General features: G+C 34.1%; 11 protein-coding genes and 3 pseudogenes. 10 read left to right on the top strand and 4 right to left on the bottom strand.

Annotated features, from left to right (window positions below):
• Positions 1-9: 9 nt before the first annotated feature.
• A complete protein-coding gene (gene rseP, locus ACZZZT_RS01750) occupies positions 10-1,353 on the bottom strand; it encodes an RIP metalloprotease RseP (RefSeq protein WP_302094196.1) in 1,344 nt (447 codons plus the stop codon).
• Between the two features lie 200 nt (positions 1,354-1,553).
• Here rseP and ACZZZT_RS01745 point away from each other — a divergent pair.
• The 10 genes and pseudogenes from ACZZZT_RS01745 (at position 1,554) to hflX (ending at position 12,261) form a co-directional block, all read left to right on the top strand.
• Positions 1,554-2,623: pseudogene (locus tag ACZZZT_RS01745) on the top strand (NADH:flavin oxidoreductase/NADH oxidase).
• Between the two features lie 122 nt (positions 2,624-2,745).
• Complete coding sequence (locus tag ACZZZT_RS01740) at positions 2,746-3,804, top strand: Gfo/Idh/MocA family oxidoreductase (protein WP_463459228.1); 1,059 nt, start codon at positions 2,746-2,748, stop codon at positions 3,802-3,804.
• A 293-nt stretch (positions 3,805-4,097) separates the two neighbouring features.
• The gene (locus ACZZZT_RS01735) at positions 4,098-5,312 is read left to right on the top strand and encodes an MFS transporter (protein WP_463459227.1); all 1,215 of its coding nucleotides are present in this window, start codon (positions 4,098-4,100) and stop codon (positions 5,310-5,312) included.
• 313 nt (positions 5,313-5,625) lie between these two features.
• On the top strand, positions 5,626-7,773 hold the full coding sequence (locus ACZZZT_RS01730) for a TonB-dependent receptor (RefSeq protein ID WP_463459226.1): 2,148 nt from the start codon (positions 5,626-5,628) through the stop codon (positions 7,771-7,773).
• Positions 7,770-8,456, top strand: a complete 687-nt coding sequence (locus tag ACZZZT_RS01725) for a hypothetical protein (protein WP_463459225.1) — start codon at positions 7,770-7,772, stop codon at positions 8,454-8,456. The genes ACZZZT_RS01730 and ACZZZT_RS01725 overlap by 4 nt, the downstream gene beginning before the upstream one ends.
• 21 nt (positions 8,457-8,477) lie before the next feature.
• Positions 8,478-9,223 (top strand): annotated as a pseudogene (locus ACZZZT_RS01720) (DUF5689 domain-containing protein); the annotation flags it as partial.
• A gap of 36 nt (positions 9,224-9,259) precedes the next feature.
• Positions 9,260-9,832 carry a choice-of-anchor J domain-containing protein gene (locus tag ACZZZT_RS01715; protein WP_463462365.1) on the top strand — a complete coding sequence of 191 codons (573 nt, stop codon included), beginning with the start codon at positions 9,260-9,262 and terminating at the stop codon, positions 9,830-9,832.
• A 129-nt stretch (positions 9,833-9,961) separates the two neighbouring features.
• Positions 9,962-10,435, top strand: a complete 474-nt coding sequence (locus ACZZZT_RS01710; protein WP_463459224.1) for a hypothetical protein — start codon at positions 9,962-9,964, stop codon at positions 10,433-10,435.
• An 89-nt stretch (positions 10,436-10,524) separates the two neighbouring features.
• Positions 10,525-10,827, top strand: a complete 303-nt coding sequence (locus ACZZZT_RS01705; protein ID WP_463459223.1) for a hypothetical protein — start codon at positions 10,525-10,527, stop codon at positions 10,825-10,827.
• Between the two features lie 189 nt (positions 10,828-11,016).
• A complete protein-coding gene (gene hflX, locus ACZZZT_RS01700; protein ID WP_073394555.1) occupies positions 11,017-12,261 on the top strand; it encodes a GTPase HflX in 1,245 nt (414 codons plus the stop codon).
• A gap of 139 nt (positions 12,262-12,400) precedes the next feature.
• Here the strand turns inward: hflX and ACZZZT_RS01695 are convergent.
• The 3 genes and pseudogenes from ACZZZT_RS01695 to ACZZZT_RS01685 all read right to left on the bottom strand — a co-directional run bounded on the left by ACZZZT_RS01695 (position 12,401) and on the right by ACZZZT_RS01685 (position 14,337).
• Positions 12,401-13,349 (bottom strand): annotated as a pseudogene (locus ACZZZT_RS01695) (DUF3078 domain-containing protein).
• 79 nt (positions 13,350-13,428) lie between these two features.
• Positions 13,429-13,938 carry a DUF2480 family protein gene (locus tag ACZZZT_RS01690; protein ID WP_318801588.1) on the bottom strand — a complete coding sequence of 170 codons (510 nt, stop codon included), beginning with the start codon at positions 13,936-13,938 and terminating at the stop codon, positions 13,429-13,431.
• A gap of 75 nt (positions 13,939-14,013) precedes the next feature.
• Positions 14,014-14,337: an SUF system Fe-S cluster assembly protein gene (locus ACZZZT_RS01685; RefSeq protein ID WP_042564763.1), complete on the bottom strand. Its 324-nt coding sequence runs from the start codon at positions 14,335-14,337 to the stop codon at positions 14,014-14,016.
• Between the last annotated feature and the right edge of the window lie 21 nt (positions 14,338-14,358).

Raw genomic sequence — 14,358 nt, 5'->3', positions numbered from 1 at the left:
CAAATATTTTTACTTGCCTACAATTGCCTTGTAAATATCGTTTCCGTTAGCAAACAAAAGCAGTGTGATAAGTAATACGAAACCAACCATTTGGGCGTTTTCAAGGAATTTATCGCTCGGTTTACGGCCACTAATTATTTCGTATAATAAAAACATCACATGTCCGCCATCAAGCGCCGGAATTGGCAATAAATTCATAACTCCAAGCATAATCGACAATAAAGCCGTGATCGACCAGAACGTTTCCCAGCTCCAAGAAGTCGGGAAAATGTTAAAAATCGCCGCAAAACCACCTACTTGTTTGTATGCTTTTGTTTCTGGATTAAAAATCATTTTCAATTGTTTTCCGTAACCTACTAATTGGTCTTTCCCTTTTGTAAGTCCAACCGGAATAGATTCGAAAAAGCTATATTCTTTTGTGCTTATTTTATAGTAGCCTAATTTCTCCAGAGATTTAATATCCAAACCTCCAACAACAACACCTAATTTTGCGTCTTTAGAAACGTTTACAGTAATTGGAGTCTCTTTTAGGTCGCGTAATACAACCGCAGGAATAGATTTACCTTTATTAGCCTCTAAAATAACCTTTGCCTCATCAAAATATTTTATTTTTTGCCCATTCAGACTCACAATTAAATCTTTTGGTTTCAAAGCAGCATTTTTAGAATCTTCAGCAACTTTACCCACAACAAACGGCATTCTGATACCTACAAGCAATCCTTTTTCGTGTTTAGATAATTGATCTACAAAATCATTCGGAATATTGATTGTTTGTTGTTGTCCGTTTCTTTCAATCAAAACGTGTTTCGACATGATTACATTCATGTTCATATCGTTGTCAAAATTCTCTACTTTTTTTCCATCAATAGAAATAATTTTATCGCCGGTTCTAAAACCAGCTTTAATCATAGCAGGATTTTCGATGTAAACACCATCTTTCAAATCAGAATTGGCTACATATGTATCGCCGTAAGCAAATGCCATTCCGATATAAATAATAAAAGCAAGGATAAAGTTTACCGTAACTCCTCCCAACATAATAATCAAACGCTGCCATGCCGGTTTAGAACGAAATTCCCACGGCTGAGGTGGTAAAGCCATTTGTTCCTTGTCCATACTTTCGTCGATCATTCCCGAGATTTTCACATAACCACCAAGCGGCAGCCATCCAATTCCGTATTCAGTTTCGCCAATTTTCTTTTTTAAAAGCGAATATTTAACATCAAAAAATAAGTAAAATTTTTCAACCCTTGTTTTAAATAATTTTGCAGGAATAAAATGTCCTAATTCGTGAAGAATAATAAGTAAAGATAAACTCAATAGAAATTGAGAGAGTTTGATAACTATATCCATTTTGTATTTTTAGTTCGTAATTTAACGCACAAAAGTAACGTTTCTATTTTAATTTGATAGTGCAAGATAATACATAAGGTTTTAAATGTTTGTTAATTAATAAACATTTAGATTTCTTGTTTTATGAAGAAGCTTTAACTTTACTTTTTTAAACACTATCGTACCTAATAGGTAGCCCAAATTCATTAAAAGTTACAACTATGGCTTCAAAATTGTTTTCTCCGCTTACTATAAAAAAAATCACTTTAAAAAACAGGATCGTTATTTCGCCCATGTGTCAATATTCCTCAGTTGACGGATTTGCAAACGATTGGCATTTGGTTCATTTAGGAAGCCGTGCCAGCGGCGGAGTTGGCTTGATTATTCAGGAAGCCACAGCGGTTTCCCCGAAGCCCGAATTTCTCCTTCAGACTTAGGAATCTGGAAAGACGAACACATTGAGAAACTAAAAACAATCAACGAATTTATTGTTTCTCAAAATGCAATTCCCGGAATTCAGTTGGCACATGCAGGTCGAAAAGCAAGTGTTTCGGCTCCGTGGATGGGCAATAAAAAGTTAGATTTCGTTCATGGCGGATGGCAAACTGTTGCGCCAAGCGCAATCGCGTATCATGAAGATGAACCTTTTCAACCGGAAGCTTTAGATAAAGTTGGTATTCAAAAAGTAGCGTCAGATTTTAAAGCAGCAACAAAAAGAGCAGTCGAAGCCGGATATCAGGTTATGGAAATTCATGGTGCACACGGCTATTTATTGCACCAGTTTTTATCGCCTTTAACGAATACCAGAACAGATGAATATGGTGGAAGTTTCGAAAACCGAATTCGTTTTACTTTAGAAATCCTGGAAGCAGTTCAATCAGAATGGCCATCAGATTTGCCTTTGTTTATTCGAATTTCAGCCACAGACTGGGCAGAAGGCGGATGGAATCCTGAAGAATCTGTAAAACTTTCGAAAATATTAAAAGAAAAAGGAGTTGATTTAATTGATGTTTCTTCAGGCGGATTGGTTTCGCATCAGCAAATTCAGTTAAAGCCAGGTTATCAGGTTGAATTTGCAGAAAAAATTAAAAATGAAGCGACAATATTAACAGGATCAGTTGGTTTAATTACAGAAGCAAATCAAGCCGAAGAAATTTTACAGAACAATCAGGCCGATTTAGTTCTATTCGCCAGAGAATCGCTAAGAGATCCGAATTTGCCTTTGCATTTCGCCAAAGAACTAAACGAAGATATCCTTTGGCCAAAACAATACGCACGCGCTAAAGTTTAACCAAACATAAATGTTTTTTAATTTGGACCATTCAGAGATTAAGAAAATTAAATTCAAAGCTTAATGAAACTTAATATCTTAATGGTAGAAAAAATTAAACTTATTTTGATAAAAATTATATCATGCAAAAAATTAAAACAGCACTATTATCATACGGAATGTCGGGGAAAGTTTTTCATGCTCCGTTTTTAGATATTCATGAAGGATTTGAATTATTAGGTTCTTGGGAAAGAAGTAAAAAACTCATTCAGGAAGATTATCCAGCCGTAAAAAGCTATCCAACAATCGATGATTTGCTGGCAGATGATGTCGATTTGGTCATCGTAAATACTCCCGTAGGAACACATTATGAATATGCAAAAAAAGTGCTTTTGGCCGGAAAACATGCCGTTGTCGAAAAAGCCTTTACTACAACTGTGTCTGAAGCCGAAGAACTAGCCAAAATTGCCAAAGAAAAAGGATTAAAATTAGCCGTTTTCCAAAACAGAAGATGGGACAGTGATTTTAAAACTATTCAGAAAGTAATTAATGATGGCGTTTTGGGTGATTTAGTCGAAGCCGAATTTCATTTTGACAGATATAATCCGTTATTAAGTGCTAAAGCACATAAAGAAACCGTAAACGACGGCGCGGGAATCCTGAAAGATTTAGGTCCGCATTTAATCGATCAGGCGGTTTGTTTGTTTGGTTCTCCAAAGTCAGTTTTTGGAGATATTCGTTTCACCAGAGAAAATTCTTTGGTCGATGACTGGATCGATTTATTGTTAATTTATGAAGATTTCAGAGTCCGTTTAAAAGCCAGTTTTTTTGTTAGAGAAGCCAATCCTGCCTATACAATTCATGGTAAAAAAGGCTCGTTCTTAAAACCTCGCGGCGATGTTCAGGAAGATGAATTGAAACTGGGCAAAAAACCGAATTTAAAAGACTGGGGAACAGAACCGGAAATCTTTCAGGGAATTTTGCATACAGAAATTAACGGAGAATTAGTTCGCGAAAGAATACCTACACTTCAGGGGAATTATTTTTCGTTTTTTGATGGTGTTTACGATTCAATTGCAAACAATAAAACAGAGCCTGTTACTGCACAAGACGGTGTAAAAGTAATGCAGATCATCGAAGCCGTAATCGCAAGTAATGCAGAGCGAAAAGTGATTAATTTGCCCACGGATTTGGCCGATTAAACGGATTGTCGCTGATTTTTCTTTTGAAAATTTTATTATCAATAAAAAAAATGACGCACTGCTGTATACCTCTACAAATAATATTGTCATTATATGACTAGTTTTTTGCCACAGATTAATCGGATTGAAAAGATTAAAAATCAGCGACAATCCGTTTAATCTGTAAAATCCGTGGGCAAAAAGCTCACAATTTATAAACAATAACGTTATAAATAGACGAACAACGGGAGATAAATAGTCTATAAAGAAGGTTTTTATTATTTTTATACTACCAAACCCAAAAACCGCAAGCTTTGATAGATTTTAATCCGTTATCACTTTTCCAGACCAAAGGGAAAATCAAGAAAGTATTTAGAGAAGCAAAAGCCTCTTATTTAAAACGAATTCGATTTGCTGTCGGAATGTTTTATTTTGGAATGGGATTGAGTTTTGCAACCTGGGCTAGCCGAATTCCGGACATCAAAACCGCCTTGCATTTAACCGAAGGTGATTTAGGATCTATACTTTTTGCGCTTCCGGTGGGGCAGTTAATTATTATGCCTTTTTCAGGAAAAATGGTCACGAAATTCGGCAGTCATCGCATTTTGGTTTTCTCCTTAATTATGTACGTTTTATGTCTGGTTAATTTAGGATTGGCAACAACGGCATTGCAATTATCATTAGGTTTATTTCTATTCGGAATCTTTGGAAACTTAGCCAATATTGCTGTAAATACACAAGGTGTTTATACCGAAGTACTTTTCAAAAAAACAATCATGTCGGCATTTCATGGCATGTGGAGTTTCGCCGGATTCACAGGTGCTTTGGTTGGTTTAGGCATGTTAGCTCTAAATCTTACACCATTATATCATTTTATGATTGTAGGCGTTGTAGTATTACTTATGGTCGCTTTTAATTTTAAATTTTTGGTTAGAGCCAAAGAAAAAATCAAAAATAAAACAGAATCTAAAAAACGATTTACGAAGCCGGATAGCGCCTTGCTTTGGCTTGGTGTAATAGGTTTTTGCAGCATGGCCAGCGAAGGTGTAATGTTCGACTGGAGCGGTGTTTATTTTAAAGATATTGTACAGGCACCGGGACCTTTGGTAGTTTTAGGATATACCTCATTTATGATTACAATGGCAAGTGGAAGATTTTTAGGCGACGGATTAATCAATAAATTTGGTCGCGAACGCGTCATGCAAATTAGCGGTGTCATGATTTCTGCCGGACTTTTCACAGCCGTTTTTCTCCCTTATATTGTTCCGTGTACGATTGCTTTTATGGCAGTGGGTTTAGGCGTTGCTACAATTGTCCCTACTGTTTATAGTATGGCAGGAAAAAACCCAACCGTTCCGCCGGGAGAAGCTTTGACCATAGTTTCTAGTGTAAGTTTCCTTGGTTTCCTTATGGGGCCACCTGTAATTGGTCATATCGCCCAAAATTTCGGACTGCAATTTTCCTTTGCTTTTATAGGGATTTTCGGGGTTTTGATTGCCTTTATGGTTTCTAAGATTAGGACTACGTAATATTTTAATCACGCAAAGTTTTTGTTTCACGTAGATTTAAAAAAGATTTAAGCAGATTTACACGGATAATTAATATTGAATCTGCTCAAATCTGCAAAATCTGCATGAAAAAATTAAAATAAATCTCGGGAACAATGCTTTTATAAAAAAATAATTAACAAGAAATAACTTATTTATTGTTTTTTGTTTTACATTTGAATTTTCAGACTCTATCCCAAAAATCAATTTTATTCTTTGAATGAAGAATTGAAAATGGACTTTCACCAAATTCATTTTCGTTCAAAAAATATTTATTCAAATAAATTGGTTTTTCATGAGGAAAAAGTACTTGATCTTTTTTATTTTATTGCCTTTCAGTCTGGTTTTTGCACAACAGGAAACAGTTATTTCCGGATTAGTACTTGATGCTAAAACGCAAAATCCATTATCGAATGTTGTTGTAAGCATTCAAAATTCTTCTATTACAGAACTTACAAAACCAAACGGAAAATTCGAATTACATGTGGCACTGCAAGGACAGCAATTGCTTTTATTACGTAGTCAGGGTTATAAAGATTTGCTGTTAAAAATTAGCTCAAATCTGGGAATTGTTAATCTGGGAACATTGCAAATGGAAGAAAGTTTTTCTGATGAAATTCCGGGAACATTAATCACCTTATTAGAAAGTGATTTATCTGATGATAATAGCTCTTCTGAAATGACTTCGGGTCTTTTGCAATCTTCAAAAGATGCGTTTATGCAGGCTTCTGCTTTCAGTTGGGGTCAGGCCCGATTCAGGATTCGCGGTCTCGATAGCGAAAACGGAACTATGATGCTTAACGGAATGACCATGAATAAATTATATGATGGCCGGCCACAATGGAGTAATTGGGGAGGTTTGAATGATGTACTTCGAAATCAGGAATTCTCAATAGGAGCAGCTTCATCAGATTATACTTTTGGCGGAATATTAGGAACGCAGCAAATTTCGACAAGAGCTTCATTATACAGAAAAGGTGGCCGACTTTCGTTTTCAGGAAGCAATACAAGTTATAATTGGCGAGCCATTGGTACTTATGCCTCGGGAATGAATTCTCATGGTTGGGCTTTTGCTATTTCTGCAGGAAAACGTATTGGTAATGACGGTTATTTTGACGGAACTAATTTTGATGCAGAATCGTTTTTTATAAGTGTCGAAAAGAAGTTAAACAATAAACACTCCCTAAACTTCACCGGATTTTATACACCAGGCTCACGCGGAAAAAACTCAGCTAATACTGATGAAGTTACACAATTGACAAACGAAAAATACAATTCGTATTGGGGTTTTCAGAATGGAGAAAAACGCAATGCAAGAGTTAAAAAGATCGAAGAACCATTGTTGATGCTTAATCATTATTATAAAATAAATGAAAAAGCAAATTTGAATTCAGCTGTAATGTACCAGTTTGAAAAAGTAGGAAACAGTACAATTGATTATCAAAATACAAATAGTCCCGATCCGGTTTATTATCGAAAATTACCTAGTTATTATACTTCACTTTATGCAAAAGATAATGGCGAGTTTTCGGGAGAATTTACTCCGGATTATGAAAATGCCGAAAAAAGCAGAACTATATTTTTACAGAATTCTCAAATCAATTGGGATGAAATGTATCGAGCAAATCAGAAATCAATAACAAACCCCGAAGGAATAATTACAGGTTATGAATCCGGGCAAAGTCATTATGTTTTATACGAAGACCGAACGGATGATAAAACATTTGCAGCCAATACAAACCTGAATATTCAACTTACAGAAAACAGTGCTTTTGATGGTGGTATAACCTTTCGGAATTTAAAATCACATCAATTTCAATATCTTTTAGATTTACTCGGAGGACAATATTTTGAAGATATTGATGCTTTTTATACTGGAAATGAAGCGCAATCAGATTTACAGAATCCAAATCGTCGGGTAAAAGAAGGTGATACATATGGGTATAATTATAATTTTCTGGCAACAACAATTGAAGCTTTTACACAGTTTAAATTCAACTATAAAAAAATTGATTTCTATTTGGCACAATCTTATTCTGTTTCAGATTATCAAAGAGAAGGATTGTACCAAAACGGAATTTATCCTACTACTTCTCTTGGGAAAAGTCAAAAAGTGAATTTTGAGAATTTTGGTTTCAAAGGCGGATTAACTTATAAAATTTCGGGAAAACAATGGTTGTTTTTTAATGGAATGCATCTTACAAGAGCCCCTTCGATTAGAAATACATTCTCAAATTCTCGTTTAAATAATTCAATTGTTGCAGGTATTGAAAATGAAAACATAAGTAGTGTTGAAGGGAATTATGTTTTTCGCTCACCTAAACTTAAAACAAGAATTACAGCGTATTATACTTTAATAGAAAACACAGCGAAAACTTCCTTTTTTATGCCGAAGGGATTTTTGACAGAGGAGCAAGCTATAATAATACAGACGCTTTTGTGAGTCAGACATTGACGGGTCTTGATAAGAAGAACATTGGATTGGAACTGAGTTTTGAATATCAAATTTTATCAACATTAAAAACGACTTTATCTGTAGGTTACGGCAATTATACTTATGTCAGTAATCCGAATGTTTCGATAACAAATGATGCGAATGCAGCGAAAGGAGACAGGCAAACTTTTGATTTTGGAGAAGCATATCTTAAAAATTATAAACAATCCGGCATGCCACAACAAGCGTACTCGTTAGGATTGGAATATCGTGATCCTAAATTTTGGTGGCTTGCAGCGAATATTAACTATTTAACAGAAAGCTATATTGATGTTTCGCCAATTGCCAGAACAGCCAGGTTTTATAAAAACTCAATAAGTGGACTTGTTTTTCCTGAAGCAACAGAAGAGCGGGCATCACAATTATTGAAACAAGAAAAATTTGATCCCATTTCATTACTCAATATATCAGGGGGTAAATCCTGGCGTATTTATGGCAAAAATATCGGACTTTTTATTAGTGTGAATAATGTTCTTGATTGCACTTATAAAACAGGAGGTTTTGAACAAGCCCGAAATGCCAATTTCAGAGCTCTTAATCAGGATATTTCAAGCGGAACACCATCGTTTGGGCCTAAATATTATTATGGATATGGAAGAACATATTTTGTCAATCTTGCCATCAATTTATAAAACTTAAAAAACAGATTCTTTATGAAAAACAGATTTTTAAATTCATTTTTCGCATCATTTTTCCTCATTTTTTGTTCTTGTAGCAGTGAGGTAGAAATCCCTAAATTAGGTTGCACACAGCCGGATATAACAATAAATCAAACAGTTGAAAAGGTTAAAAACATTTCTGGTTCAACTCCTAAAGTATATAGTTATGATGATGTGATTGAGGCTTACGTTGTATCAAGTGATGAAGGCGGGAATTTTTTAAAACAATTTCCTTTCAAACATTAGCCACAGACAAAATACCAGCAACAGGATTTAGTACGCCCGTTGATGTAACAAACACTTACATAGATTTTCGCATTGGAAATAAAGTTTACATAAAACTTAAAGATCAATTTACAGATTCGTATTATGGTGCGTTGCGTATTGGAAATTTATACGTAAGTAACGCCGGCGACCCAACGATTGGAAGAATTTCGCAAAATGATTATAAAAATGTTCTGAATGCTTCCTGTAACGTTATTGAAGAAGATCAGTTAGTACAGCAAATTTCGATAGAAGAAGCAATAAATGAGAGCAGATTAAATACATTAATAGAGTTAAAAGATGTTCAGTTTGCAGAAGCCGCAATTGGAAGACATTATTTTGAGGAATCGAATAATGTAGGCGGTGCTACTAACTGGAATTTAAGTGATAAAACAGGAAATCAGCTTATCTTTAGAACTAGCAGTTATGCCAATTTCGCCAGTAATATTGTGCCCGACGGAAGTGGAAAAGTTCGTGGTATATTGACAAAATTTGGTTCAGATTATCAGTTAATGCCGAGATTCGCAACTGATGTTGTAATGACAGGAAAGAGAAGCGTTCCGTTCTTTTCAGAAGATTTTCAAACTGTAAAAAACAATGTCAATTTTGCTCTTGCAGGTTGGAGCAATATTGTAGAAAAAGCATCAAAGTTGTGGAAAAGTATGTTGTATGCCGGCAACGGATATGCCGAGTTTAATACTACGAGTACAACTGCTGCAGAAAATATTGCATGGCTTGTTTCTCCTAAAATTAATATGAAAGGTTATAAGAATGCAGTCTTATCTTTTAGAAGTGCTCAACATGATTTAAAAGTAGATTCACCTTTGAACTCTTTAGAAGTTTATGTGTCAACCAATTTTGACGGATCAAGTATTAGCAAAGCAAAATGGACAAAATTAGAAGCCAGATTTCCTTCGTTGTCATCGCCGGCTCGTGAATTTATGAGCTCAGGAGGAATTGATTTATCTGCTTATTCGGGTAATATTAATATTGCTTTTAAATACATTGGTTCTGGTAAAGACAAAACGCTTAATGGTGCTTTTATGGTGGATGATGTTAAGATTTTTGGAGAAAAGGAAGAATAAGTTTTTTAATAGTGAAATTAATTGACTGATTTCTAGTTGATTTGGTAAAAAAGTATAGTTTTTAAACTACAAACTGTTAAAATTTGATAGAATTTTGTATTTTGGTCATCCCAAATTGATACAAATACTATGAAAACCTATTTTATTGCCATCATAATGATGGTTTTTCCATGCTTAGTGCAAAGTCAGGATCAGGACAAACCTGTTCAATTAAAACAGATTAACATTGTAAAAACAAATTACCAAAACTTTAAAGACGGTGAAATTGTAAACAAAACAGTCGTGTTTAAAGATGGTAAAATTCAAACAATTACTACTTCAGATGTTGTGCAGCATTTCTTTTATAATCCAAAAGGATTGTTGGATATGACAGTAAAAGATAAAGTAGGAAGCGATTGGAAAGAAGTCGTAAATTACACTTATAATGCTGATAATAACATTATAAAATTTGTAAAAAAATATCAGGAAGGCAGTGATTATATTACAAAGACTGTAACTTTTACTTATGAAGGAGCAAGAATAAAAGTAATTACTAAAAAAGCACAAATCACCAGAATATTCTTGAAGACATTGAATATATTGTTGAAAACGGAATTATTGTAAGACGTACTTCCCGTGATAGAAATAAAGCAATTATTGGTAAAATCGAGTATGCTTACACCAATGATAATGTTGTAAGACACAGAGGTTTGGTGGGAGATAAAATATCTAAAACCTTTACTTTTGACGACAAAAAATCTGTAGACGCCTTAATCGTTCAGAATTTATTTGGCGATAATTACAAAGTAATTGTTCCAATGATTTCTTATCACGAAGAAGAATTTGCTTTTGAATCAATTTCATACAATAATGAGACAAATTTTAGTCCTTCATCGACAGTTTTGGTTGGTGTAAGCAAAAAATACAAATACAATAAATTAAATTTTCCAATCTCTTGTTCTCAACTTGAAGAGAACGGAATTGTAAAGACAGAAAAGACTTTTATTTACGAATAAACAGACTTTTAAAATAGACTTTTAACCATTTAAAAGTTAAGTTTCATTTAGAATAAACTCTTTATGAATCTTAATTTCTAAATGGTTTTATTTTTTATAAAAAGTCAAATTCTTAAATAGAACTTAAAAACAGAATTCTATAAGCGTTAGTAGCTTACAAATCATTAAATTTGCACCTTATTCAAAGCTATGTTAGAAAAAGAAGTTATAAATTTTGAAAGAACAGCCATTGTAGGTATTGTTACTCAAAATCAAAGTGAAGAAAAACTAAACGAATATCTTGACGAATTAGAGTTTTTGACATTTACCGCTGGTGGTGAAGTTATTAAACGTTTTTCGCAAAAAATGGAACGCCCGAATCCGAAGACTTTTATGGGTACGGGTAAAATTGAAGAAATCAATCTTTTTGTAAAAGAAAACGACATATCGACTCTAATTTTTGATGATGAATTATCGCCATCTCAACAAAAGAATATTTCCAAAATTATTGATTGTAAAATCTTAGACAGAACCAATTTGATCCTGGATATTTTTGCACAAAGAGCCGAAAGCTCTTATGCAAGAACACAGGTAGAGTTGGCGCAATGTATCTATTTATTACCAAGACTTTCCGGTTTATGGACACACCTTGAGCGTCAAAAAGGAGGTATTGGTATGCGTGGTCCCGGTGAAACGGAGATTGAAACGGATAGACGTATTGTACGTGACAGGATTTCGTTGTTGAAGGAAAAAATCAAAACAATCGATAAACAAATGGGGGTCCAGCGTAGTAATCGCGGTGCGATGGTGCGTGTGGCCCTGGTTGGTTATACCAATGTTGGGAAATCGACTTTGATGAATGCGATTGGTAAAAGCGATGTGTTTGTTGAGAATAAATTATTTGCAACTCTTGATACAACAGTTCGAAAAGTGGTGATTAAAAACTTGCCATTCTTATTGTCAGATACGGTTGGATTTATTAGAAAATTACCAACGCAATTGGTTGATTCTTTTAAAAGTACACTTGATGAGGTTAGAGAAGCCGATTTGTTGTTGCACATTGTAGATATTTCACATCCTGATTTTGAGGATCATATCGAATCTGTAAACCAGACTTTGCAGGATATTAAAGCTCATGAAAAACCTGTTATTATGGTTTTTAATAAAATTGATGCTTACAAACATTTGACCATTGATGAGGATGATTTAATGACGGAGAAAACTCCAAGACATTACACGCTTGACGAATGGAAAGCAACATGGATGCATCGTTTAGGTGAAGATAATGCCTTGTTTATTTCGGCTACCAATAAAGAGAATTTTGAGGAATTTAGAGAACGTGTTTACGAAGCTGTTCGCCAGATTCATATTACGAGATTCCCTTATAATAAGTTCTTGTATCCGGATTATAAAGATGCAATCGAAAAAGAAGAACAAGAACAAGATGAAGAATAAATAAATTTTTTTACCGCAAAGATTTTTTATAAACCGCAAAGTTCGCAAAGCAAGATGTTGATTTAGCTTTGCGAACTTTTTATTTATGATACTTTACTATAAAAATCTTTGCGCTCTTTGCGGTAAAATATTCCAAGCATTAAAATCCGAAATTAATTCCTAAGCCAAATACTTCTCTGGTTTGGAAACCCTGAAAAGCATTATCATCATAAATGGCCTGGAATGATAAATTAGCCGATAAATATTTATTTACTTTCATGACAATATTTAATGAGTAATCAATATCTACATTTTGTGGATCTTCAAGATAATTTGAATATAAGTTTAAAGTGTTTTCGGCAGTTACGTTGGTCATTATAGCCAATTTATAATAAAGGGAAGAATAGAAACCTAATTCGTAACGCATAGTTTTATTGGCATCAACTCCAAAATAATCTCCGTCAACATAGGGCAAACCAGTTTTCTGATCAATTCCAGATGTGTAAGCACCGTCTACAAAGGTTAATTTTGATGTTAACGGGGCAAAATTTATTTTTAAGTTAGCATCTTTTGTCCAGTAAATACCGGGACCTGTTGTAAGATAACCAGGAGACATAAATTTGGTGCTTTCGGTTCTTATTTCTTTACCATTTTCATCCTGACCATAAATATATCCTGTGGTAAATTGCGTTCTAAAATTCAGAAAATAAGAATAATACCATTGACCAAAGGCTTTTTTACCAACAATTGAATTTATTTCTAAGCGGTCATCTGTTTTTTTCGAAATCAGCATTTCTGGTTTGCAGAAGTCCGTATGAAGCTAATATTTTGTTGTCCCAGGTTAAATCATCTTTTTTGTAGTTGAAATCGTAGTTGATTCCAAGCGTCCCTGAGAAGCTGTCTTCTCCTCCGGCTATCCAGTTATTGAAACTTGATTGATTTAATAAAAGCGATACAGTTCCTTTGGTTTTCCAACCTTCGCCTTCAATTGTATCATTTATTTTTTTTACTGCTTTTTCGGTATTTTGAATTAATTCCTTTTCAGTATTTTGGGCCTGAGCAAAAGTAAAGTTTAATAAAATGAAGGCTAATAACGTTATCTTTCTCATCGTATCTAGTTTAAGTGTATATTAACAAATATACTAAAAACCGTAGAAAAGTTAAGGATTTATTAAGCGGAAAAGAAAGTTATTTCTTAGATTCTTTGTATAAAGGTACCGCAGAACATGCTTCTCCGTACATAATACTTCTGGCAAATGGCTGCAAATATGTAGTTGCCAAAATATAAGCACGCATAGGAACAGGTTTTCTGGAACAGCCTTTTACAATTACAGGTTTGTTTTTGTATGCCGAATAATCTATTGTAGGTAAAATTTCTTCGTATAAACTTCCGTCAAGATCTTCGATAGTTCCGTTAACTACTTTTTTTGCATAAGGAGCCAATTGTACCGCTACTAAAATTAAAGCCCAAGCCGGAACAATAGCATCTGTACTGCAATGAACAGCAACGTATTGATCCTGATATTGCGACCAATCATGATTTTTTAAATGCTCTCTAAAGTCTTTTTCTTTTAATAAAAAACCTTCTAAAAGCCATTGTGAAATATCGATTTGCACACGATGTCCTTTTGGATAATAATCCTCAAGATCAAAAACTTCCAAAGCGCTATTAGCGACTTTATTGATAATTTCTTCCATATTAAAAGTTAGTTTCAGATTTCAAGTTTCAGGTTCCGTAATGTGAACCCTGAAACTTGAAACTTGGAACATTTTTTAAAGCATTCCTAATTCTAATTTTGCTTCTTCGCTCATTAAATCTTTACTCCAAGGCGGATCAAAAGTAATTTCAACATCAACATCTTTAATATGTTCTATTGTTTTTACCTTTTCTTCCACTTCTCTCGGTAAACTTTCGGCAACCGGGCAGTTTGGAGATGTTAATGTCATCAAGATTTTTACTTCGTAATCTGTATTCACCATTACATCGTAAATTAATCCTAATTCGTAAATATCAACAGGAATCTCAGGATCATAAATGCTTTTTAAAACTTTTACAATTGATTCTCCTAATTCGTTTGTGTCTATTTCTTGTTCCATTTTTTTGTTTTTGTTTTTCTC

It is taken from the genome of Flavobacterium sp. AC274, assembly GCF_979258275.1.
Note: the sequence above shows the minus strand (reverse complement) of the source record. Positions and strands in the feature narration are given on the sequence as shown.

Excerpts from the sequence above, each read along its gene's own strand:
- rseP (WP_302094196.1), bottom strand. The coding sequence starts at position 1,353 with ATGGATATAGTTATCAAACTCTCTCAATTTCTATTGAGTTTATCTTTA.
- ACZZZT_RS01740 (WP_463459228.1), top strand. The coding sequence starts at position 2,746 with ATGCAAAAAATTAAAACAGCACTATTATCATACGGAATGTCGGGGAAA.
- ACZZZT_RS01730 (WP_463459226.1), top strand. The coding sequence starts at position 5,626 with ATGAGGAAAAAGTACTTGATCTTTTTTATTTTATTGCCTTTCAGTCTG.
- ACZZZT_RS01715 (WP_463462365.1), top strand. The coding sequence starts at position 9,260 with ATGCCGAGATTCGCAACTGATGTTGTAATGACAGGAAAGAGAAGCGTT.
- ACZZZT_RS01710 (WP_463459224.1), top strand. The coding sequence starts at position 9,962 with ATGAAAACCTATTTTATTGCCATCATAATGATGGTTTTTCCATGCTTA.
- hflX (WP_073394555.1), top strand. The coding sequence starts at position 11,017 with ATGTTAGAAAAAGAAGTTATAAATTTTGAAAGAACAGCCATTGTAGGT.
- ACZZZT_RS01690 (WP_318801588.1), bottom strand. The coding sequence starts at position 13,938 with ATGGAAGAAATTATCAATAAAGTCGCTAATAGCGCTTTGGAAGTTTTT.
- ACZZZT_RS01685 (WP_042564763.1), bottom strand. The coding sequence starts at position 14,337 with ATGGAACAAGAAATAGACACAAACGAATTAGGAGAATCAATTGTAAAA.